This window comes from Allobosea sp. GW821-FHT10B12, assembly GCF_059415545.1.
In genome coordinates this window covers 752,170-772,850 of sequence record NZ_JBWKNL010000002.1, presented here as the reverse complement: position 1 = coordinate 772,850, position 20,681 = coordinate 752,170, and the positions used below count along the sequence as shown (strand labels likewise).

20 protein-coding genes and 1 tRNA gene are annotated in these 20,681 nt (G+C 66.0%); 14 read left to right on the top strand and 7 right to left on the bottom strand.

Annotation, left to right across the window (positions count from 1 at the left end):
- Positions 1–19 precede the first annotated feature (19 nt).
- From AC07O0_RS09005 to AC07O0_RS08975, 7 genes are all read left to right on the top strand, one after another.
- Positions 20–211, top strand: a complete 192-nt coding sequence (locus AC07O0_RS09005; RefSeq protein ID WP_494622067.1) for a hypothetical protein — start codon at positions 20–22, stop codon at positions 209–211.
- Positions 212–589: 378 nt separating this feature from the next.
- Complete coding sequence (locus tag AC07O0_RS09000) at positions 590–2,947, top strand: right-handed parallel beta-helix repeat-containing protein (RefSeq protein ID WP_494622065.1); 2,358 nt, start codon at positions 590–592, stop codon at positions 2,945–2,947.
- Positions 2,948–3,106: 159 nt separating this feature from the next.
- Positions 3,107–4,846: a type I secretion system permease/ATPase gene (locus tag AC07O0_RS08995; protein ID WP_494622063.1), complete on the top strand. Its 1,740-nt coding sequence runs from the start codon at positions 3,107–3,109 to the stop codon at positions 4,844–4,846.
- A complete protein-coding gene (locus AC07O0_RS08990; protein WP_494622061.1) occupies positions 4,843–6,270 on the top strand; it encodes an HlyD family type I secretion periplasmic adaptor subunit in 1,428 nt (475 codons plus the stop codon). The genes AC07O0_RS08995 and AC07O0_RS08990 overlap by 4 nt, the downstream gene beginning before the upstream one ends.
- Positions 6,271–6,562: 292 nt before the next feature.
- Positions 6,563–6,892, top strand: coding sequence for an ArsR/SmtB family transcription factor (locus AC07O0_RS08985; protein WP_494622059.1), 330 nt, complete (start codon positions 6,563–6,565; stop codon positions 6,890–6,892).
- Positions 6,889–7,353: an SRPBCC family protein gene (locus AC07O0_RS08980; RefSeq protein ID WP_494622057.1), complete on the top strand. Its 465-nt coding sequence runs from the start codon at positions 6,889–6,891 to the stop codon at positions 7,351–7,353. The genes AC07O0_RS08985 and AC07O0_RS08980 overlap by 4 nt, the downstream gene beginning before the upstream one ends.
- A 44-nt stretch (positions 7,354–7,397) precedes the next feature.
- Complete coding sequence (locus AC07O0_RS08975; protein WP_494622055.1) at positions 7,398–7,811, top strand: GFA family protein; 414 nt, start codon at positions 7,398–7,400, stop codon at positions 7,809–7,811.
- A gap of 27 nt (positions 7,812–7,838) precedes the next feature.
- Here the strand turns inward: AC07O0_RS08975 and pobA are convergent, their stop codons facing one another.
- The gene (gene pobA, locus AC07O0_RS08970) at positions 7,839–9,008 is read right to left on the bottom strand and encodes a 4-hydroxybenzoate 3-monooxygenase (RefSeq protein ID WP_494622052.1); all 1,170 of its coding nucleotides are present in this window, start codon (positions 9,006–9,008) and stop codon (positions 7,839–7,841) included.
- A 128-nt stretch (positions 9,009–9,136) separates the two neighbouring features.
- Between pobA and AC07O0_RS08965 the strand changes: the two genes are divergently transcribed.
- Positions 9,137–10,012: a helix-turn-helix domain-containing protein gene (locus tag AC07O0_RS08965; protein WP_494622050.1), complete on the top strand. Its 876-nt coding sequence runs from the start codon at positions 9,137–9,139 to the stop codon at positions 10,010–10,012.
- Positions 10,013–10,075: 63 nt separating this feature from the next.
- Complete coding sequence (locus tag AC07O0_RS08960; RefSeq protein ID WP_494622048.1) at positions 10,076–10,702, top strand: 2'-5' RNA ligase family protein; 627 nt, start codon at positions 10,076–10,078, stop codon at positions 10,700–10,702.
- Between the two features lie 15 nt (positions 10,703–10,717).
- Here the strand turns inward: AC07O0_RS08960 and AC07O0_RS08955 are convergent, their stop codons facing one another.
- Entirely contained in the window at positions 10,718–11,302 is a 585-nt protein-coding gene (locus AC07O0_RS08955; protein WP_494622046.1) for a phosphoribosyltransferase family protein, read from the bottom strand.
- 230 nt (positions 11,303–11,532) lie between these two features.
- On the opposite strand from AC07O0_RS08955, the gene AC07O0_RS08950 reads away from it, so the two are divergent.
- From AC07O0_RS08950 to AC07O0_RS08940, 3 genes are all read left to right on the top strand, one after another.
- A complete protein-coding gene (locus AC07O0_RS08950) occupies positions 11,533–11,883 on the top strand; it encodes an ArsC family reductase (protein WP_494622044.1) in 351 nt (116 codons plus the stop codon).
- Between the two features lie 71 nt (positions 11,884–11,954).
- The gene (gene tgt, locus AC07O0_RS08945) at positions 11,955–13,079 is read left to right on the top strand and encodes a tRNA guanosine(34) transglycosylase Tgt (protein ID WP_494622042.1); all 1,125 of its coding nucleotides are present in this window, start codon (positions 11,955–11,957) and stop codon (positions 13,077–13,079) included.
- Complete coding sequence (locus tag AC07O0_RS08940; RefSeq protein ID WP_494622040.1) at positions 13,076–13,867, top strand: hypothetical protein; 792 nt, start codon at positions 13,076–13,078, stop codon at positions 13,865–13,867. The genes tgt and AC07O0_RS08940 overlap by 4 nt, the downstream gene beginning before the upstream one ends.
- On the opposite strand, the gene AC07O0_RS08935 is transcribed toward AC07O0_RS08940, so the two are convergent.
- Both AC07O0_RS08935 and eno read right to left on the bottom strand, forming a co-directional pair.
- On the bottom strand, positions 13,841–14,761 hold the full coding sequence (locus tag AC07O0_RS08935; RefSeq protein ID WP_494622038.1) for a DMT family transporter: 921 nt from the start codon (positions 14,759–14,761) through the stop codon (positions 13,841–13,843). The genes AC07O0_RS08940 and AC07O0_RS08935 overlap by 27 nt on opposite strands.
- An 88-nt stretch (positions 14,762–14,849) precedes the next feature.
- Positions 14,850–16,133: a phosphopyruvate hydratase gene (gene eno, locus AC07O0_RS08930; RefSeq protein ID WP_494622036.1), complete on the bottom strand. Its 1,284-nt coding sequence runs from the start codon at positions 16,131–16,133 to the stop codon at positions 14,850–14,852.
- A 160-nt stretch (positions 16,134–16,293) separates the two neighbouring features.
- Here eno and queF point away from each other — a divergent pair, with 160 nt between their 5' ends.
- Positions 16,294–16,749 carry a preQ(1) synthase gene (gene queF, locus AC07O0_RS08925; RefSeq protein ID WP_494622033.1) on the top strand — a complete coding sequence of 152 codons (456 nt, stop codon included), beginning with the start codon at positions 16,294–16,296 and terminating at the stop codon, positions 16,747–16,749.
- A gap of 59 nt (positions 16,750–16,808) precedes the next feature.
- Here the strand turns inward: queF and AC07O0_RS08920 are convergent, their stop codons facing one another.
- The 3 genes from AC07O0_RS08920 to AC07O0_RS08910 form a co-directional block, all read right to left on the bottom strand.
- The gene (locus AC07O0_RS08920) at positions 16,809–18,032 is read right to left on the bottom strand and encodes an MFS transporter (protein ID WP_494622031.1); all 1,224 of its coding nucleotides are present in this window, start codon (positions 18,030–18,032) and stop codon (positions 16,809–16,811) included.
- Positions 18,025–18,894, bottom strand: a complete 870-nt coding sequence (gene kdsA / locus AC07O0_RS08915) for a 3-deoxy-8-phosphooctulonate synthase (RefSeq protein ID WP_494622029.1) — start codon at positions 18,892–18,894, stop codon at positions 18,025–18,027. The genes AC07O0_RS08920 and kdsA overlap by 8 nt, the downstream gene beginning before the upstream one ends.
- Positions 18,895–18,961: 67 nt before the next feature.
- The gene (locus AC07O0_RS08910; RefSeq protein WP_494622027.1) at positions 18,962–20,407 is read right to left on the bottom strand and encodes a multicopper oxidase family protein; all 1,446 of its coding nucleotides are present in this window, start codon (positions 20,405–20,407) and stop codon (positions 18,962–18,964) included.
- A gap of 167 nt (positions 20,408–20,574) precedes the next feature.
- Here AC07O0_RS08910 and AC07O0_RS08905 point away from each other — a divergent pair.
- Positions 20,575–20,659 (top strand) — tRNA-Leu (locus AC07O0_RS08905).
- Positions 20,660–20,681 lie beyond the last annotated feature (22 nt).

Genomic DNA, 20,681 nt, shown 5'->3' with positions numbered 1-20,681 from the left:
GCACTGCGGATCACCCGCCGTGCACTTGCCCAGCGACCTGTCGGCCGAGGCGCTGGTCATCTGCGACGGCTGCCAGCGTCCGGTCGCGACCCTGGCCGCGTTCCGGGCTTATGTCGATCGCCTCGCTGCCAGCACCCAGTTCTGCGACCACCATCTGACCGTCTGTCATGCGGACGCTGGAACCAAGCCGGACCAGACGGCGTTGACTTAGGCGCTGATTTCGCCTTCTGGTTTCGAGAATAAGGCCATTTGAGGGCTCCATCAGCGGAGCAAATCGATGCTTCGGGGCCGATCAGGCCGATCCATCAACAGGGTGGGCGAAGCGCGGCCAAGAAACAATCCATTGATATATTGTGCCAAAACAAGACGATTAGTCCGTTTGTACTAATCCTTCGGAGTAAGGATTCATCGGGTCGGGTAGCGCCGAATCAGGCCTCAAGGGTATCTAGGCAGCGATCACTTAACGTGTTCCAGCCAAAAAAGGAGCCCCTTTATGGCCACAATTTATGTGTCGGCGACCGGAAACGATAACAATACAGGACTTGATGCATCGTCATCTTTCAAAACGTTGGAGCGGGCTGTCGAAGCCATGCACCAGAGCAATGGGGCAGACACGGTCTACCTCGCTGGTGGTACCTATTATGTAGATGACGCTCTCCAGCTGACCTCGGCTGATTCCGGTTCGTCCTTCGTGGCGATGTCCGGAGAGAACGTCGTGATCAGCGGCGGCACGCAAGTGACCGGCTGGACCCAGGGCGCAAACGGCATCTGGACGGCGCATGTCGATGCTGAGGATGTCCAGCAGTTCACCGTCAACGGCGAGAAGCAGACCGAAAGCCGCTACCCCGACGTCGATCCGAACGATCCGATTCATGGCGGCTGGCTCTGGGGGCAGGATCTCCCGGCAGGATACGACGCCCAGAAGTCGATGGCGTACAACCCGTCGGATTACCCGGCCGGCCAGGAACCGAAGGCCGGCGACACGGTCACGGTCTTCACGGAGAACGGCTATTCCAGCGAGGTGCTGACCGTTGCCTCGGTCCAGGGCAATGTGATGACCTTCACGACGGAGGCCAATTACGATCTTGGCGCCGCGAGCCGCTATTTTGTTTCGCAGGACACGCCGGACAATGTCGGCGAGTGGTCCTACGACGCCGCGACGCAGACCATCTCCTACAAGGCTCCGGACGGCTTCGCCGGCCAGGGCGGAGTCGTCTCCGGGGATCACAGCATCTTCGTTGTCGACGGCGCTGACAACGTCTCCTTTAAGGGCATGACGTTCACCGACACCGCCTCGAAGTCGGGCGACCCGACCACCGCGGCGATCGAGGCGCATGATGCGACCGGGCTGGTCGTCGAGGGCAACCACTTCACCAATGTCGGCGTCGGCGTCGCTCTGCACGGCGACAGCAGCGGCAACCTCGTCTCGGGCAACAGCTTCGAGCACACCTGGTCGAGCGCCATCGCCATGACGGCGGGAACGAGCGACAACCGCATCACGAACAATACCGTCGACCATTCGAACGAGGTGTTCGTCCAGTACGGCTCCATCGACATGCAGGAGTCGGCCGGCAACCAGATTGATCACAACACGATCACGAACGTGCCGCGCTTCGGCATCTCGGAGATCAACTACGATCCGAGCAATCCGTCGGGCGGAAACACCATCGAATACAACGATGTCCGCCATTCCGGCCAGCAGACGCCGGACACCGGCGCCATCTACCTGTTCTCGTCCGACGATTCCGGCGCGGACGGCAGCGTCATCCGCTACAACACCATTGTCGACACCGGTGGAACGAACACGAAGGATGGCGGCTTCGCTGAAGACTGGAGCTCCGGCATCTATCTCGACAATATGGCGAGCAATGCCCAGATCTACGGTAATTTCGTCCAGGGGACGACGTTCAGCGGCATCCTCATCCATGGCGGGTCGAACAACGACATCCATGACAACACGCTGCTCGACAATGGCAAGTACGGTGTCTCGACGATCGTTGCCGATGACAACCCGATCTCGGGCAACCAGACCTATAACAACTTCATTGAGGTCTCGGAGGACGGCAGCAACACGATCGATACCGACCAGACCGATCCGAGCCTGATCCACGACAATGTCTACTACAACCCGGATGGCCGCGAGCTGACCATCGCCGACGTCTCACTGGCGAGCTTCCAGCGTCAGGGCGGCGATTCCGGCAGTGCCGAGACGAGTCAGGCGGGCTTCGTTGACGCGGCGAACGGCAATTATGGCTTCGTCTCGGGGTCGGCGGCGCAGGCGCATGGCATCGAGTCGGTGCCGTTCGACTCGGTCGGTTCGGCGCTGACCGGGACCTCGCCCGAAGTCGAGACGCCATCGAGCGGGAACGGGAGCGGCACGCCGCCGGCGACTTCCGAGCCGGTCACAGAGACGCCTCCAGTGACCTCCGAGCCGATCACAGAGACGCCTCCGGTAACCGCCGAGCCGACGACTCCGAGCGAGGAGACGCCGACGACACCTGCGACCGGGGAGGGCACGACGCCCGGAACCTCTGAGCCCGGCAACGAGACCCCGCCGGTCACCGCCCAGCCCGAAACGCCGCAATCGGAAACGCCGGTCTCGAATCCGTCCGAGAACCCGGACGTGATCACCATACCGGAGGTCGATACCGGTACGGGCGGGACGGATGTGGAAACCCCGTCGAATCCGGGCCACTGGTCAGGCTGGGGCGGTCACCATGGCTGGGGCAGTCTCGGCGGCGGTCGCGGCTGGTTCCAGGAAGCCTGGGCGCAGCGTGACGACGGCGACGATCAGGGCGGCGGTCGCAACTGGTTCGGAAGCAACCGGGGGCGCCACGATGACGACGACAACCGCGGCGGCGGCCGCAACTGGTCGCAGGACATCCAGTCGCGCCAAGACGACAACGACAACGACCATCACGGCCAGCTCTCGCACTGGCACTGGTAGCGCCTAGCCGCTGCCTTGAGGCGACCCGGCCATGGCGGCCGGGTCGCCGTTCTCCGCGGCTAGCCTCGCGGGGGCTTCGCCTTCCTCTCCCCAATGATTGCCGCCCGCCCGGATACGCCGGCGTCGACGGCTGCAATCGCGCCAAGGAAACCGACGGACATGCTCTCGCAAACGGTTCGCAAGCTGACGCCCGCATTCGCATCGCTGTTCGGGCTTTCCTTCGTGCTGAACCTGTTCGTCTTCGTCTCCCCGCTCTACACGATGCAGATCTATGACAGGGTGCTGACCAGCCGGAACGGTACGACGCTGGTCATGCTGTCGCTGATCGTGCTCGCCCTGTTCGTTGCCTATGCCGCGCTCGAGCACTTCCGCAGCCGGGCGCTCGTCCAGCTCGGCCTGTGCGTCGACAAGGCGCTGTCCGAGCCGGCCTTCGAAGCCGCCTTCCATGGCGCGCTCGATGCGAAGGGCTCGCCGACCTTGCCTATTCGCGATGTCGAAACCCTGCGGGCGACGCTCTCTGGCAGCCTCGTGCCGTCGCTGATGGATGCGCCCTGGATCCCGATCTATCTTGGCCTCTGCTTCGTGCTGCATCCGGCGATCGGCGCCGTCGCCACGCTCGGCGCTGTCGCGATCCTGGGCGTCGCCCTGCTGAACGAGCGCATCACCAAGGGATCGCTGATCCGTGCTTCGGAACTTGGCCACGGCGCGAATGAGCGGCTCACAGCCTCGCTGCGGAATGCCGAGGTCATCAAGGCGCTCGGCATGGGCCAGCCGATCCGCGGGCAATGGCAACGCCAGCGCGGGCAGGCGCTGATCCATCACACCGCCGCCGCCGATTGGGGCGGGACCTTGCTGGCGGTGACGAAGCTGCTGCGGCTCGCATTGCAATGCGCTGTCCTGGGCGTTGGCGCCTATCTCGCGATCAACCAGAGCATGGCCGCCGGCGCGATGTTCGCCGCATCCCTGATCATGGGCCGGGCACTCGCGCCGATCGAGGGCGCTGTCGGCCAGTGGAAGAGCTTCGTCTCCGCCCGCAGTGCCTTCCAGCGGCTCGGGTCGGCCCTGAAGGCGCCGTCAGGTGACGCCGGGCCGATGACCTTGCCCCACCCGGCGGGCTCCTTGCGCGTCGAAGGGCTGAGCGTGCGTTCTCCCAACGGGAATGCGTTGCTGCTGCACAATGTCTCATTCGAGGTGGAGCCTGGCGAGATCGCAGCTGTCGTCGGATTGACCGGTTCCGGCAAGTCGTCGCTCGCGCGCGCCTTGGTCGGGGTCTGGCAGCCGGTTCAGGGTGTCGTGCGCCTCGACGGTAACGACATCAGGCATTTTCCCGACGAGCAGCGCGGCGGCATTCTCGGCTATCTGCCGCAGGACGTGGAGCTGTTCGCCGGCAGCGTGCGCGACAACGTTACCCGCTTTGATCCCGACGCGACGGACGAGGCCGCCGTCGCCGCCGCCACGGCCGCTTCCGCACATGAGCTGATCCAGAGCTTCCCGGACGGCTATGCGACGCAGATCGGCGAGGGCGGGGCGATCCTGTCCGGCGGGCAGCGCCAGCGGATCGGGCTGGCGCGGGCGCTCTATGGCCAGCCGGCGCTGGTCGTGCTCGACGAGCCGAACGCCAATCTCGACATGGACGGCGATGCTGCGCTGGCGCGAGCCTTGTCTGGCTTGCGCGACACCGGTGCGATCGTGGTCGTGATCACCCATCGCCCGCAGCTGCTGTCGCAGGTCGACAAGATCATCCTGATGCAGAAGGGCCAGGCGGTCAGGGTCGGCGGGCGTGACGAGATCCTGCCGGTTCTGCTGCAGCCGGGCAGCGGCGCACGCATTCAGCCGCCGCAGCGCGGCCAGACAGGGCAGGTCGAGCCGCTTTCGGCCGCAAGGTGGGCACGTCGATGAACTCCGTCTTGAGCAAGCTGAAGCTCGTCCCGAACACGATGAAATCCGTCCTGAACCGGCTGGCCTGGCGCCAGCGCCTCGAACCCTTGCTCGCGGTCGTGAGGAAATGGCTCCAGCGCACGAGCTTGCCCGCAGCAGGGGATGGCGATTGGCGCGCCCCGGTGCGCAAGGGCTATGTCATCGTCGGCCTCGCACTGGGCGCAGGCGGCCTCTGGTCGGTGACCGCGCGCCTTGACAGCGCCGTGGTGGCGCATGGCAGCATCGTCGTCGAGAGCGATCGTAAGGCGGTGCAGCATCTTGAGGGTGGCCTCGTCGAGTCGATCGCGGTGCGGGACGGCGCCGACGTCAAGGCCGGCGAAACCCTGCTGCGCCTCGATACGACGCAAGCGGCAGCGCAGCGCAGCGTGGCGAGGCTGATCGTGTTGCAGGCCCTGGGTGAGGAAGCGCGCTTCACGGCCGAGATCGACCGGCTCGACCGCATCACCTTCCCGAGCGAGCTGCTCGAGGCTGCAGAGAGCAAGGAAGCGCGCCGGATCATGCTCGACCAGGAGCGCCTGTTCAAGGAACGGCAATCCACGCAGAAGCTCGAAGTCTCGATCCTCAAGGAGCGGTTGACGCAGTCCGAGAAGCAGTATCAGTCGAACGAGGCGCAGCGCGAGGCTGCCATCGGACAGGCCGCCAGCATCAACGACGAGCTCACTAATCTGCGGCCGCTTGCCGACAAGGGTTATGTCGCCGCGACGCGGATCAATCCGCTCAAGCGCTCATTGACCGAGCTGCAGGGCCGTATGGGCTCGCTGGAGGCCGATCTGGCGCGGCTCGCGGTCGCCAATGACGAGATCCGGCTCCAGATGAGCCAGATTGGCCTGAAAGCCTCCGAAGAGGCCTCGACCAAGCTCGCCGAGTGCCGGGTCAAGCTCGCCGATGCCCGCGAGAAGCTGCGCATCGCCGAGGATGTGCTGGCACGCGCGGAGGTCCGTGCGCCGCGCGCCGGGCGGGTCGTGGCCTCGAAGGTCCATACAGTGGGCGCGGTGGTGAAGCCGGGTGAAACCCTGATGGAGATCGTGCCGCAGGACGACGACCTCATCGTTACCGCCAAGGTGTCCCCGATGGACGTGAACAACCTGCATCCGGGCATGGCCGCGGAGGTGCGCCTGCCATCCTTCAAAGGACGGGCGACGCCCTTCACTATCGGCGAGGTGAAATCCGTTGCGGCCGATGCGCTGCGCGACGAGGTCTTGCAGCAAACGGTCTATGAGCTTCGCGTCAGTGTGTCGGCTTCGGGCTTCCCGCCGAAGGTCAGGGCCAAGCTCAGGCCGGGCATGCCGGCCGAGGTCTATGTGCCGACCGGCGAGCGGACCGCTATCGCCTATCTGATGCAGCCGCTGACCGATTCGATGCGCTCCAGCTTGAGGGAAGAGTGAGCTCGGAAAGGCCCGCTCGGCCTTTTTGACCGCGCGCATCCGCGCGGTTTCCCGGGCATTCCGGCCGTCAGCGACGGCCGGACGCGTATAGAGCCATACACGCGACGCGTGCGCCTCGGCTTCAGAATGACCATCACGGTCGGGGTCGCCTGCCGGCCCGCGTCGCCGCTTGGAGCACCGACCAACCGCACCGATCCGAGCACCTGTGGCAGCCGGCCCCTGTCAGAGAAGAGGGGAGTCACGCCAACAAATTAGTGTTGACTAATCAATTAGCAAATGCTAATTGATTAGCATGCTCGAAGCCGCTTCCGTCTCCACCGTCATGCGCGCGCTCGCCGACCCGACACGGCGGGCTGTGTTCGAGCGGGTATCAGCCTGCGATGAGATCACCGTCGCCGAGCTGACCCACGGCAGCGGTGTGACGCAGGGCGCCATCTCCCAGCATCTCAAATCGCTGAAGCAGGCCGGCCTCGTCGCCGAGCGGCCTGAGGGCCGCAACGTCTTCTATCGCGCCGAGCCGGAAGGCCTGGCGCCGCTGGTCGACTGGATCGGCCATTACGGCGTGTTCTGGCGCGAGCGCTTCGCCAATCTTCGCAATCTTCTCAAGGAGATCGATCCATGACTGCAATCGACCTGCAGCCTGCGACGCAGGATATCGTCGTCGACGAAGTTCTCCCACATGCGCCGGAGGCGATCTGGAAGGCCCTGACCTCGAGCGCGCTGATCGCACGCTGGATCATGGAGCCCGCGGGCTTTGCCCCGATCGAAGGGACACGCTTCACCTTCAAGACGACGCCGGCCGGAGCCTGGGACGGCACGATCCGTTGCCAGGTGCTGCAGGTGATCCCGAACGAGCGCCTGACCTATTCTTGGAAGGGCGGCGACGACGGTAATGCCGGCTATGGCTCCCGGCTCGACACCGTCGTCACCTGGACGTTGAGCAAGGCGGCGAACGGCACACGGGTACGCCTGGTCCATTCCGGCTTCGAGCTGCCGCGCAACGAGGCCGCGTTCACGAATATGGGCCGCGGCTGGAAGACAATTCTGCCGCGCCTCGGCGACGTCGCTGGCGATCTGAACTGATCGGACCGGTCCCGACGCTGTCCGATCCTTTCTGGAGAATGACGATGAGCCATGCCTATACGGGCGGCTGCGCCTGTCGCGCGATCCGCTACGAGATCGCGGCCGAGCCGGTCGAGAGCAATGACTGCCAATGCCGCCAGTGCCAGCTGCAGAGCGGCACCGGCCACAGTTCCTATCTGAGTTTCGTCAGCGCGCCGGTCACGGTCGACGGGCAGGCAAGCACCTGGGACGTCGTCGGCGAGGGCGGCACGGTCAAGCGCTGCGCCTTCTGCCCGACCTGCGGCTCACCCGTCTATCTGACCTTTCCGGATATTCCCGACCTGTTCATCGTCCGCGCCGGCAGCCTCGACGAGCCCGGCCGCTACAAGCCGGAAATGGTGTTCTGGCATTCGGTCGCCCAGCCCTGGGACCATGTGCCTTCGGACATCCCGAAGCACGAGAAGCTGCCGCCGCGGTGACTGGAAGCCGGCCGGGCCTGCCCAATCTCAATAGGGCAGGCCGACATAGTTCTCCGCCACGCTGGTGAGCGCGGCCTGGGATTGCGCCAGATAGTCGAACTCGGCGCGCCTGATGCGCTGGTCGAAGGCGCTCGCCTCCGGAAAAAGGTGGAGCAGGTTGGTCATCGACCAGGAGAAGCGCACCGCTTTCCAGACCCGTGCCAGCGCCTTCGCCGAATAGGCGTCGAGTCCGGCATCGGAGCGCTCGGCATAGTGCTCGCGCAGCGCCTCGAACAGGTAATGCACGTCGCTGGCGGCGAGGTTCAGCCCCTTGGCACCGGTCGGCGGCACGATGTGGCCGGCATCGCCCGCGAGGAAGAGCCGGCCGAAGCGCAGCGGCTCGGCGACGAAGCTGCGCAGCGGCGCGATACTCTTCTCCAGCGACGGCCCCGGCGTCACCGCCGCCGCGACCTCCTCGGGGACACGCCGGCGCAACTCGTCGAAGAAGCGCTCGTCCGACCAGGCCTCGACCTTATCGTCGAGCGCGACCTGGACATAGTAGCGGCTGCGTGTCTGCGAGCGCATCGAGCACAGCGCGAAGCCGAAGGGCGAACTGGCATAGACCAGCTCATGCGCCGCCGGTGGCTGGTCCGTCAGCAGGCCGAGCCAGCCGAAGGGGTAGACGCGCTCGAAGGTCTCGATCGCGCCAGCCGGCACCGAGGCGCGGCAGACGCCGTGGAAGCCGTCGCAGCCGGCGATGAAGTCGCAGGTGATCTCGCGCCGCTTGCCGTCGACAATGAAGCTGACGCGCGGCGAGCCGCTGTGGAAATCATGCAGCTGGACGTCCTCGGCCTCGTAGAAGGTCGTCGTGCCTCCCGCCTGCCGCGCCTCCATCAGATCCTGCGTCACCTCGGTCTGGCCGTAGACCGTCACCTGCTTGCCGGTCAGGCCCTTGAGGTCGACGCGTTGCAGGCGCCCTTCGAAGGCAAGCGAGAAGCCGTCATGCGGCAGGCCCTCTTCGGCAAGGCGTGCCCCGACGCCGGCTTCGTGCAGCAGCTCGACAGTGCCCTGTTCGAGCACACCGGCGCGGATGCGCGAGAGGACATAGTCGGCGCTCTTGCGCTCCAGGATGACATTATCGATGCCCTGGCGAGTGAGCCGTTGGCCGAGCAAAAGGCCGGATGGCCCGGAGCCGACGATCACGACCTGCGTGCGCATGGCGTCCTCCCATGATTCAATGCGGGCACAGGGCCCGGTACTTTCACGCGAATTTGCCATCCTATCTGCTTGACCGGAATGGAGCTTTCACCCAACCTTTTGGACAAAACGAACATCGGGTTACTCGCATGTCGCTCGCTTCGGTACCGGCCTACTGGCTCTATGACGAGCCGCGCGAGCAGCGTTTCCCCGATGCGCTGCATATCGAACGCATCAGCGCCCGCAGTGCTCCACGCGACTGGCGGATCGAGCCGCATCGCCATCAGGACATGGCCCAGTTCTTCCTGATCGCCTCGGGTGGAGGGCTGGTGCGCGTCGACGGTGTGGAGCATCGGCTCATCCCCGGCACGGTTCTTCTGCTGCCGCCGTTGGCGATCCACGAGTTCCGGTTCGATCCGGATACCGAGGGCTTCGTCGCCAGCGTCGCGACTTCGACTCTGACGCCGCTGATCGAGGCCGAGCCTGCCCTCGGCGCCGTGTTGAGCGAGGCCTTCGTCGACAGGCGAGGGCCGAACGATGCCGGCATAGCTGAGCTTGTCCTGACGATGGAGGCGGCGCTCACCGAGTTCGGCCGGAACCGCGGCAGCCGCGAACTGGCGCTCGCCGCCCATGCCCGGCTGGTCGCGATCTGGTTCGCCCGCATCGCGCGCTCGCATGCGGTGGCAACCAGCGGCTCGAACGATGGGCGCGCAGTGCTGGTCAGGCGCTTCATCGAGCGCGTCGAGAGCCATTTCCACACGCATGAGCCGCTCGATGTCTATGCGCTGGCCCTGGGCGTCACCGGCCCGCATCTCACCAGGGTTTGCCGTGAGGTACTGGGCCATTCGGCGATGCGGGTGATCCAGGGCCGATTGATGATCGAGGCGCGGCGCGACCTCGTCTACACCCGCTCGCCGATCTCGCAGATCGCCTTCCGGCTCGGCTTCTCGGATCCTGCCTATTTCTCCCGCTTTTTCGCCGCGCGAGCGGGGATGTCGCCGTCGGAGTACCGGGCGACGGGGTGAGGGAGGTTGTGCCCGCCAAACTCCACACTTGCACATGTTCTTATTTTGTTCTAAAAATGCGCGATGAGGAGATCATCTCCTGACCAATTGGACCTCTTCGGTGGAGGAGGTAGTTCTGGGCCCGTCGCCCACTCGCAACGGTTCGGCGGTCAGCCCTGGACTAGCTGCTTCTTTGCCGTACTGCCACCGCCCGCCGTCGCTCAGTCCGTCCACGCGCACGGGCATCAGATTCGGCGCGCGATAGGACTGCGCGGCAAGCTTATCGGGCCTGATCGCTACCATATCACCCTGTGTGGCACCGGCGCATTTGGCGAGCCGCCTCTCGAAATTATCGAGCGCCTCAAGCAGATTGGCGCGTCGATACATGGGCCGGTCTTCGATATATTTTTTGATCAGACCGCTGCGTTCGGTGGCTCTTATGGAAAGCGGTCGCTTGTGCTCACCTCCAGTGACACGCCACCCGCTTTGGTCGACCTTCAAGCACATCTGTATAGTGCCATGCAGCTGGCTAAGCTGCCTTGCGACGAACCCTCGAACCCCCACATGACCTTGCTCTATGACAAGCGGCCAGCACCGCAGATCGGGATACCGCAGGTAAGCTTCACCGTGCGGGAGTTCGTGCTCATCCGCAGCGTCCATGGCACAAGCCATCACGATCATCTCGCCCGTTGGCCGCTCGGTCGCCAATGATCGCGCCGGCGCTCTTCAGCCGCCCTCCGCTGTCTCCGGCGCCGTTCGTGGGACGGTGCGCAACACCGCTGCCGTGATACCACCGCCAGCGAGGCGCTCCCGACCGCCCATTCCTTCGATGCCGAAGACGAAGAGCGCTGTATCGCAAAGGCCGCCGAGCCGGCGGATCAGCCGCGCCGCTGCCATCGCCGTGCCGCCCGAGATCAGGCAGTCGTCGACGATCGCAACTTGGCGCCCCGCCAGCCGGGAGCCCTTCGAGATCACCACACCCTCGCCGAGCTCATAATTCGCCATGATGCTGCGCATCACGCCGTTCCGCAGCGAATCGACCTTGCGGACGTCGATGAAGCCGAGGCCATTGCGATAGGCCAGCGCTCCGGCGAGGCCGAGTCCGCCGATATCGATGCCGGCGAGCACCTCGATATTGGCCGGTATCCGCAACGCGAGCGCATCGATGATGGGGCGGGTCAAAGCCGCTTCGCTGGTCGTAATGGAGAGGTCGGGAAAGTCGACGCCGGCCGCGGTGTGGTCCTTCCAGGGGCGGAAGGGGATGTCGAGCTTGTCGTCGCTCGTAGCGGCCTGCTGCAATTGCTCGATCATGGCGCGCCCATCCGATTCCTTGCTCGCCGATACGCGCCATCGTTGCCGGCCGGATGACAGAGCGCGAGAGAGGCTCGATTGTCCGCACTCTGATGGGCGATGGCAACGAGCGCCCACTCGAAACACTCAGCATTCTTCGCCCCGGGCCGATGTCCGGCGACGGGATTGCTTGATCTCGCGCCGGCCGCATGCCACGCCGCCGCCGACGGCAATCGGAGACGGTCGGGACGATGGTCACGCTCTACGGCATCAAGAACTGCGACACGATGAAGAAGGCCTGGAGCTGGCTGGACGCGCACAAGATCGCCTACGCCTTCCACGACTATCGCGTCTCCGGCATCGACAAGGCTCGGCTCGAGGGCTGGTGTCGCGAACTCGGCTGGGAGAAGGTCCTGAATAAGGCGAGCACGACCTTCCGCGAACTGCCCGAGGCCGACAGGCAGGGCCTCGATGCCAAGAAGGCGATCATGCTGATGCTGGCGCAGCCGACCATGATCAAGCGCCCGGTGCTCGATCTCGGCGACCGCCGCATCCTCGCCTTCAAGCCGGACGTCTACGAGGCGGCCTTCGCCAAGCGCTGAGCCGCCGGCACAGGCCCGCACGGCGCGCAAGGCTCTTCCGTCCAAGGCAGCGCTGGGCTAGGCCGGCGGCCATGACGACGGAATTCAGCTTTCATCTCCTCGGCCGGGACGGCGCTGCTCGCACCGGCGAGGTTCGCATGCCGCGCGGCGTGATCCGCACGCCAGCCTTCATGCCGGTCGGCACCGCCGCGACGGTCAAGGGCATGTATCCCGAGCAGGTCAAGGCGCTCGGCGCCGATGTCGTGCTCGGCAACACCTATCACCTGATGCTGCGGCCCGGCGCCGAGCGCGTCGCCAGGCTCGGCGGCCTGCACAAGTTCATGAACTGGCCGCACCCGATCCTGACCGATTCCGGCGGCTTCCAGGTGATGTCGCTCGCCAATCTGCGCAAGCTGACCGAGGAGGGCGTCACCTTCCAATCCCATATCGACGGCTCGAAGCATGTGCTCACCCCCGAGCGCTCGGTCGAGATCCAGAACCTGCTCGGTTCCGACATCGTCATGCAGCTCGACGAATGCGTCTCGCTGCCTTGCGAGGACAAGGTCGCCGAAAAGGCAATGCGGCTCTCGCTGCGCTGGGCTGAACGCTGCAAGGCAGCCTTCGGCGACCCGGCGGGCAGGGCGCTGTTCGGCATCGTGCAGGGTGGAGCCGTGCCCGCCCTGCGGGTCGAGAGCGTCCGCGAGCTCGCCGCCATGGACTTGAAGGGCTACGCCATCGGCGGGCTCGCGGTCGGCGAGCCGCAGGACGTGATGCTGGCGATGATCGAGACGGTCGAGCCGCATCTACCGCAGGAGAAGCCGCGCTATCTGATGGGGGTCGGCACACCGGACGACATCGTCGAGGCCGTCAGGCGCGGTGTCGACATGTTCGATTGCGTGATGCCGACCAGAGCCGGCCGCCATGGCCAGATCTTCACCCGCTTCGGCCGGATGAACCTGAAGAACGCCAAGCATGCCGAGGATATCAGGCCGGTCGATCCGCAATCCTCCTGCCCGGCGGCGAACACCTATTCGCGGGCCTATCTGCACCATCTGGTCAAGGCCGAGGAGATGCTCGGCAAGATGCTGCTGACCTGGGTCAACCTTGCCTATTACCAGGAGCTGATGGCGGGCCTGCGCGCCGCCATCGCCGCCGGCCGCCTGGAAAACTTCATCGCCGAAACCAAGGAAGGCTGGGCCAGGGGCGAGCCGGCGTGATCGACCCCGGGCTTGGCCTGCTGCTCATCAAGATGGCGGTTGCGGCCGCCATCGTCGTCAGCTGCTCATTGCTGGCCGAGCGGACCGGGCCGCTGCTCGCGGCGATGATCGCGACGCTGCCGATCTCGGCTGGGCCGGTCCTGGCGTTCCTCGCGCTCGACCATGATGCGGCCTTCATCTCGGCTAGCGCGCTCGGCAGCATGAGTTCCAATCTCGGCAACGCCAGTCTGTCGCTGGTCTACGTCCTGTTGGCGCAGCGTTTCGGCACGGTCGTCAGTCTCGGCGCCGGGGTGGTCACCTGGGTTTTGGCGATTGTTGTGCTGCGAGAGCTCGCCTTGCCCTTTCCGGCGATGCTCGCCCTGACGATCGTCGTCTTCCCGGTGCTCCATGGAATTTTTCGGCCCTATCTCGCAGCGCGCCCAGCCAAGCCTCCGGGCCGGGTCTGGTATGTCCTGCCGCTGCGTGCCGCTGCCGTCGCCACACTGACTGGCGTCGTCACCACCTTGAGCGCCACGGTGGGCCCGACCTGGTCGGGCGTGCTTGCTGCCGTGCCGCTCGTGCTGTCGAGCCTGATCGCCATCCTGCAGCCGCGGATCGGCGGGCCGGCCAGCGCGGCCGTCATCGCCAACAGCGCGCTCGGCCTGCTTGGCTTCGGACTGGGGCTCGCCACGGTTCACGCCACGGCGCCGCTCGTTGGCTCATGGGCCGGGCTCGGCCTCGGCCTGCTCGTCTGTATCGTCTGGAATTTGGGTTTGATGATGCTAGCGCGCCGCCGCGCGCCGCCATGAGGCGACGAACAGTCCGGCGATGATCAGCGCGATGCCACCGATCTGCAGCCCGCCCGGGATTTCGCCGAGCACGGGGATGGCGAGTAGCGTGCCGACGACCGGGATCATCGGTGGAAAACGCCCGGCGACCGAGGGGCCGAGCACCGGCGTCGACCAGCTCCAGATCCACAGGCCGACAATGACATTGAGCACGCCCTGATTGATCGCGTGCGCCAGCAGCACCCACCATGGCGCGACGTCGAAGCCGCGGAAATAGAAGGCGAAGTAGATCGGCAGATAGACCATCGACAGCACGGACACGACCGCCGTCGCCTTGAGCGCGTCGACCCGCCAGAGCTGGATCAGCAGGGGATAGCCGCCCCAGACCAATCCGACGCCGAGGAAGCAGAGATCGCCGAAGACTATGCTTGGATTGGCATGGGTGGTGCCGGCGATGCCGAGGCAGGCGAGGCCGATGAGCACCGCCGCGACGCCGAGCACGAGCTGTCGCGTCAGCAGCGCGCCGAACAGGACGACGCTGCCGACGATGCCGATCACCGTGACGGTGCCGGGCCCGATCACCGCACCGTGGGCTGCCGGGGCGAAAGTCAGCCCGGTCATGAGCAGGAAGCTCATCGGGAAGCCGCTCATCACCGCCAGGATCAGGCCGCGCTTCCAGCCGAGACCGGCGCAGTCGCGCAGGCCTCCGGCCATCATGAAGCTGGGCAGCAGCAGGAAGCCGGCTGTGACGAAGCGCAGCGCCAGCATGTCGTGCGAGGAGAGGCCGTTCAGCACCGCATGGCGGCTGACGACGAAATTGGCCCCGAAGATCACCATGGCGAGGGCCATGCCGGCAAAGGCAAGCTGCCGGCGCCGGCGCAGCCGCTGGTCCGATAGGGGCACAGTTTGATGCATGCTCCAGCCTACTTCGAGGCCGGAGCATGCAGTTAGTGGCGCAGGCGCATGGCGCTGCCGCGCCAGTGGCTGTTGCAGCGCAATAAACTCAGGCGAGAGCCTTCAACGCCGAGCGGCCGGCGTAGATCGCCTGGTTGCCGAGCTCCTCCTCGATGCGCAGCAGCTGGTTGTACTTCGCCGTCCGGTCGGAGCGGGCGAGCGAGCCGGTCTTGATCTGCCCGCAATTGGTCGCCACGGCGAGGTCGGCGATGGTCGCATCCTCGGTCTCGCCCGAGCGATGCGACATTACCGCGGTGTAGCCGGCCCGCTGGGCCATCTCGACCGCGGCGAGCGTCTCGGTCAGCGTGCCGATCTGGTTGACCTTGACCAGGATCGAGTTCGCGGTCTTTGCCTTGATGCCTTGCGACAGGCGGGTGACGTTGGTGACGAAGAGGTCGTCGCCGACCAGCTGGCACTTGTTGCCGATGAGATCGGTCAGTGCCTTCCAGCCCTCCCAGTCGTCCTCGGCCATGCCGTCCTCGATCGAGATGATCGGATAGCCGGCAACCAGCTTGGCAAGGTACTTGGCCTGCGCCTTCGGATCGCGGGTTTTGCGTTCACCTTCATAGACATAGGAGCCGTCCTTGAAGAACTCGGTCGCGGCGCAGTCTAGCGCCAGCGCGACGTCTTCGCCGGGCTTGTAGCCGGCCTTCTCGACCGCCTGCATGACGAAATCGAGTGCCGCCTCTGCCGACTTGATGTTGGGGGCAAAGCCGCCCTCGTCGCCGACATTGGTGTTGTGGCCGGCGTCGTGCAGCGCCTTCTTCAGCGTGTGGAAGATTTCCGCGCCCATGCGGAGCCCTTCGGCGAAGGACGGCGCGCCGATCGGCATCACCATGAATTCCTGGAAGTCGATCGGGTTGTCGGCATGGGCGCCGCCATTGACGATGTTCATCATCGGAACGGGTAGGACACGGGCCGAGGTGCCGCCGACATAGCGATAGAGCGGCAGGCCCGAGGCGTCCGCCGCGGCCTTGGCGACGGCGAGCGAGACGCCGAGAATGGCGTTGGCGCCGAGCTTGCTCTTGTTCGGAGTGCCGTCGAGCTCGATCATCGCCTGGTCGATCGCGGTCTGGTCTTCTGCGTCCATGGCGACGATCGCCTCGGCGATGTCGACATTGACGGCCTCGACAGCCTTGAGAACGCTCTTGCCGAGATAGCGGCTCTTGTCGCCGTCACGCAGTTCGACAGCTTCATGTGCGCCGGTCGAGGCGCCCGACGGCACGGCGGCGCGGCCCATCGAGCCGTCTTCGAGCACGACATCGACCTCGACCGTCGGGTTGCCGCGGGAATCGAGGATCTGGCGGCCGATGATGTCGATGATCGCGGTCATGTCAGGCTCCGGAGCTGAGGTGGGCAAGCGATGCCGCGCTTCTAGACACAAGCGGCGGCGACGGGAAGGGGCGGTGGCGTTTATCCGGGCCCGGCATTAAAAGCCGCGGCAACTCCAGCGCCCGTTATCGACGGGTGCCCACCTGTTCAGGATGACGCCCATGACCATCGACGCCTCGACCCTCCACCTCGGCAAGGCGAGCGAGCTGCCGCGCTCGCCGGAGGAAGCCCGTCTCGACCGCGTGCCGAACCCGCATGCCGGTACCGACTATCTCGCCCGCTTCACCTGCCCGGAATTCACCTCGATCTGCCCGGTCACCGGACAGCCCGATTTCGGCATCCTGGTGATCGACTACCTGCCGGGCGACTGGCTGGTCGAATCGAAGTCGCTCAAGCTCTATCTCGGCGCCTTCCGCAACCATGGCGCCTTCCACGAGGATTGCACCGTCGGCATCGGCAAGACGCTGGTCGAATTGCTCGAGCCGAAATGGTTCCGCATCGGCGGCTACTGGTATCCGCGCGGCGGCATCCCGATCGACGTTTTCTTCCAGACCGGAGAGCCGCCGAAGGGTCTGTGGCTGCCCGACCAGGGCGTCGCGCCCTATCGCGGCCGCTGACGAGCTTGCCGCCGAAAACTGCGAAGCGGTTTTCGGGCTACGGCACGCTCAAGAGGAACTCACGTTCTGCTGCCGGAGAGCGGCAGGATGCGCGGCGCCAGCACGCCGAGCACTGTGATCCCGGCAGCGAAGATCAGGATCGCGCCGCTGGTTCCGAACAGGTGCAGGGCGGTGCCCATCAGCACCGGCCCGAGCGCATGGCCGCAAAAGAGGGCGCAGGCGAACAGCGCCACCGCCGAGCCGCGGGCGGTTGGGGCGAGTTCGGTCGCCTGCGCCTGGAAGGTCCCGTGCATCAGGAAGAAGCCGAAGCCGCTCAGCGTGAAGATCGCGATCGCGCTCCACCAGGGCAGGAAGGCGAGCGAGAACAGCGCGTAGGCGAAGCCCATCACGATGCCGCCCAACTTGGTCATCCGGGTCGGCCCGAGCCGCTCGACCAGGATCCGGGTCAGAACACCATAGATGATGCCACCCAGTCCGGTACCCGCGATTACGAGGCCTGCCTGCGAGGGGCCGACATCGGCACGCTCGTGCAGGATCGCGGCGATATAGGGCGGCATGCCGAAGATCAGGCTGCCCTCGACGACGACGAGCCCGTAGAGCAGTTTCGAGCGTGGATTGGCGAAAACGGCGGAATAGCTCGCCAGCGCGGTCTTGAAGCTGAGCGGTGGGCGCAGCGCGTCCGGCCTCGGCTTCAGCACCAGCACGACCAGTAACCCGGCAATGCCGGCGACCACACCCGCCATCACGAAGACGTAGCGCCAGCCGAGATGCTCGGCGATCAGCCCGGAGCAGGCGGCGCCGACCATCTGTCCGACGATCATCAGCACGAGGAAGCGGCCGAGCATGATCTGCCGTTCGGCCATGGGCGCACGGTCGCCGATCGCTGCCATCGCGACAGGAATGACGCCACCCGCGGCGACGCCGGCGATCGTGCGGACCGCTGTCAGTATCTCGAAAGAGCCGGCGAAGCCGGCGGCGATCGAGAGCAGGGCGAGCGCGCCGAGGCAGATCGCGATCGTCCTGAGCTTGCCGATCGAATCCGCGATCGGGCCGAGAAAGGGCTGGCCAACCGCATAGGCGAAGGAAAAGGCCGTCGCGACCGCTGCGATCTGGACGATGCTGCGGGTGAACTCCGCCGCCAGCGTCGGCACCAGCGGGTCGAGTAGACGCATGGTGAAGGTCGAGGCGAAGCCGCACGCCCCGAGTACGAGGATGAGCGAATTCAGCGAACGAGGCGGGGGCGCCGCGGGAGGAGGAGCCGCATTGGCTGATATCTCAGACATACGCCAGCGTAGAATGCGCCTTGCGCTTGGCAAGCCGATCGAACTCTTGCAGCTCTGCGATCAGCGCATGGAAATCGCGCAGCGGTATCATGTTCGGCCCGTCCGACGGAGCGTTGTCGGGGTCGGGATGGGTCTCGATGAAGACGCCGGCGACGCCGACCGCGACCGCGGCGCGCGCCAGCACCGGCACGAATTCGCGCTGGCCGCCGCTCGAAGCGCCCTTGCCGCCGGGCTGCTGCACCGAATGGGTGGCGTCGAAGATCACCGGCGCGCCGATCTCCGCCATGATCGGCAAAGCGCGCATGTCGGTGACCTGCGTGTTGTAGCCGAAGGAGACGCCGCGCTCGGTCAGCATGACGTTCGGATTGCCGCTCTCGGTCACCTTGGCGGCGACGTTGACCATGTCCCAGGGCGCCAGGAACTGACCCTTCTTGACGTTGACGACGCGACCGGTCCTGGCGGCGGCGACGAGCAGGTCGGTCTGCCGGCAGAGGAAGGCCGGGATCTGCAGCACGTCGACGACCTCGGCCACTGGCGCGCATTGGCTGGCGTCATGCACATCGGTCAGCACGGGCAGGCCGGTGCGTTCGCGGATCTCGGCGAAGACGGGCAGGGCGGCGTCCAGGCCCACGCCGCGCTGGCCCTTCACGCTGGTGCGGTTGGCCTTGTCGAAGGAGGTCTTGAAGACGAGGCCGATGCCGAGCTTGTCCGATATCTCCTTCAGCGCCAGGGCGACCTCGAGCGCGTGATCGCGGCTCTCCATCTGGCAGGGGCCGGCGATCAAGGCGAGCGGCAGCTCGTTGCCGAAGCGGACGGGGCTGGCGAGATCGGTGCCCACGGTGACGATGGCGTTGGCGGTCATGGCGGGCTCCTTGCTCAAGGTCGCGGGTATTAGAAGCCGCCTGTCGCCGTGACAAGCAGCCGTAGCGTCACGTCACCTCGAACCAGCTCCACAGCCCGCGGTCGAAGCGCTCCAGCACGGTCGACGAGATCAGCCAGCGCCCGGGATTGTCGGCGATGAAGGCGATGTGCAGGCGCTTGCCCTCAGGAATCTGCACAGTATCGAGAAAATAGGGCTCCCAGCCGTCGTCGAGCGGATGCAGCAGGCGGAAGCTGTGGCCGTGGACGTGCAACGGCTGCAGGAAAGCGGTCTTGTTGGTGATGCCGATCACCACCGGCGCGCCGCGCTTGACGTTGAACAGCGGCTTGCCCTTCGGATCGCCCTGGCCGCCATTGACGGTCCAGGGCCGGGCGAGATCGAGCCCGGCGAGGTCGAGCTTGTTCTCCGGCATGATTTTCGCCCCGCCTTCGATGATCATCTCGCTGCGCCGGGCATCCTGGAGCCGCACCGCCGCCGGCAGCGCCGGATTGAGCGGCATTGCCGCGATCGCCGGGCGGGCCGGCTTCGCCGCACCTTCGCTGACGAAGCGCACAAGCGGCACGCCGGGACCGATAAGTGCGGTGATGCTGGCTGCGGCGCCGACCGTCTCCGGCATGTCGAAGATCACGTCGTAGCGCGTGCCCGGCGCGAAGGGCAGCTGGCCCCGGACGGGCTCGAAGGTCTCGGTAGGTTGGCCGTCTACCGCCGCGACGAAGGCTTTCATCTCGTCGAAACGCAGCCGCATGATCCGGGCATTGCAGGCATTGGCGAGGCGCAGGCGGACACGCGATCCCGGCGGCAGCTTGACCGGCAGCGGCGGCGGCTTGCCGTTGACCGTCAGCCAGCTGCCGAGCCGGCCGGCTGCGGCGCCGTCCTGCCCGTCCGCAGCAAAGGGCAGCAGCTTCTGGTCGTCGCCGAGCAGCCAGTCGCCGATCAGGGCGGGCAGGTCGAGATCGACCGCCGGCGGCTCCTTCTCCTCGACGATCAGCAGGCCGGAAAGCCCACGCCCGGCCGGTTCGGACGAGCCGCCGAGCAGCATCGGTCGATAGAGGAAAGTGCCGGAATCAGGCGGCGTCAGCCGGTATTCGAACTGCCCGCCTGGCGGCACCGGCTCCTGGCTGAAGCCGCCGACGCCATCCATGGCGTGGTCGGCGCGCAGGCCGTGCCAGTGCAGCGAGAGCGGTTTGTCGGTGCGATTCTGCAGGTTGAGACGCAAGGTCTCGCCCTGCTTCACCTTGAGCACCGGGCCGGGAGCGGCGCCGTCGAAGGCCCAGATTTCGGTTTCTGGCGCCGGCGCTGGCCGCAGGCGCAGTTTGGCGGAGGCGGCGACGAGGTTCCGCGTGTCCCCTGCCGAAGCCGTTTGCGGGGCCGTCGGTGCTTGCTGGGCCAGCGCGAGCAGGGGGGTGAGCAGCGTCGCCAGCCCCGCGCCTTGCGCAATGACCCGGCGGCGGCTCGGATGAGGGTATGAGGCCGTTGGCGAAGCGTCTTTGCTCATGCCCGCGACATAGCGGGATGGCGCCGTTCTGGCGAGCGCAAAGCGGCGCGGGAGCGACCTTCGCAGAAATGTCGCATTTTTTTGCTGCATGACGCGCCCGAAATGCTATAGCGGCGCGGCCTATCGGTGCTGCTGTCGCGACGACCGCGGTGCGGCGCACCGGGTCGGCGGGCGTGGCGGAACTGGTAGACGCAGCGGATTTAGGTTCCGCCGACGTGAGTCGTGGGGGTTCGAGTCCCTTCGCCCGCACCAGGATGCAAGTTTCGCGAGCGCG

Coding starts and splice junctions, on each gene's coding strand:
- AC07O0_RS08980 (WP_494622057.1), top strand. CDS start 6,889: ATGACTGCAATCGACCTGCAGCCTGCGACGCAGGATATCGTCGTCGAC.
- AC07O0_RS08995 (WP_494622063.1), top strand. CDS start 3,107: ATGCTCTCGCAAACGGTTCGCAAGCTGACGCCCGCATTCGCATCGCTG.
- AC07O0_RS08990 (WP_494622061.1), top strand. CDS start 4,843: ATGAACTCCGTCTTGAGCAAGCTGAAGCTCGTCCCGAACACGATGAAA.
- AC07O0_RS08975 (WP_494622055.1), top strand. CDS start 7,398: ATGAGCCATGCCTATACGGGCGGCTGCGCCTGTCGCGCGATCCGCTAC.
- AC07O0_RS08935 (WP_494622038.1), bottom strand. CDS start 14,761: ATGCATCAAACTGTGCCCCTATCGGACCAGCGGCTGCGCCGGCGCCGG.
- AC07O0_RS08955 (WP_494622046.1), bottom strand. CDS start 11,302: ATGATCGAGCAATTGCAGCAGGCCGCTACGAGCGACGACAAGCTCGAC.
- AC07O0_RS09000 (WP_494622065.1), top strand. CDS start 590: ATGCACCAGAGCAATGGGGCAGACACGGTCTACCTCGCTGGTGGTACC.
- AC07O0_RS08920 (WP_494622031.1), bottom strand. CDS start 18,032: ATGTCTGAGATATCAGCCAATGCGGCTCCTCCTCCCGCGGCGCCCCCG.
- queF (WP_494622033.1), top strand. CDS start 16,294: ATGACCATCGACGCCTCGACCCTCCACCTCGGCAAGGCGAGCGAGCTG.
- eno (WP_494622036.1), bottom strand. CDS start 16,133: ATGACCGCGATCATCGACATCATCGGCCGCCAGATCCTCGATTCCCGC.
- AC07O0_RS08910 (WP_494622027.1), bottom strand. CDS start 20,407: ATGAGCAAAGACGCTTCGCCAACGGCCTCATACCCTCATCCGAGCCGC.
- tgt (WP_494622042.1), top strand. CDS start 11,955: ATGACGACGGAATTCAGCTTTCATCTCCTCGGCCGGGACGGCGCTGCT.
- AC07O0_RS08985 (WP_494622059.1), top strand. CDS start 6,563: ATGCTCGAAGCCGCTTCCGTCTCCACCGTCATGCGCGCGCTCGCCGAC.
- AC07O0_RS08960 (WP_494622048.1), top strand. CDS start 10,076: ATGAGGAGATCATCTCCTGACCAATTGGACCTCTTCGGTGGAGGAGGT.
- AC07O0_RS08965 (WP_494622050.1), top strand. CDS start 9,137: ATGTCGCTCGCTTCGGTACCGGCCTACTGGCTCTATGACGAGCCGCGC.
- AC07O0_RS08950 (WP_494622044.1), top strand. CDS start 11,533: ATGGTCACGCTCTACGGCATCAAGAACTGCGACACGATGAAGAAGGCC.
- pobA (WP_494622052.1), bottom strand. CDS start 9,008: ATGCGCACGCAGGTCGTGATCGTCGGCTCCGGGCCATCCGGCCTTTTG.
- kdsA (WP_494622029.1), bottom strand. CDS start 18,894: ATGACCGCCAACGCCATCGTCACCGTGGGCACCGATCTCGCCAGCCCC.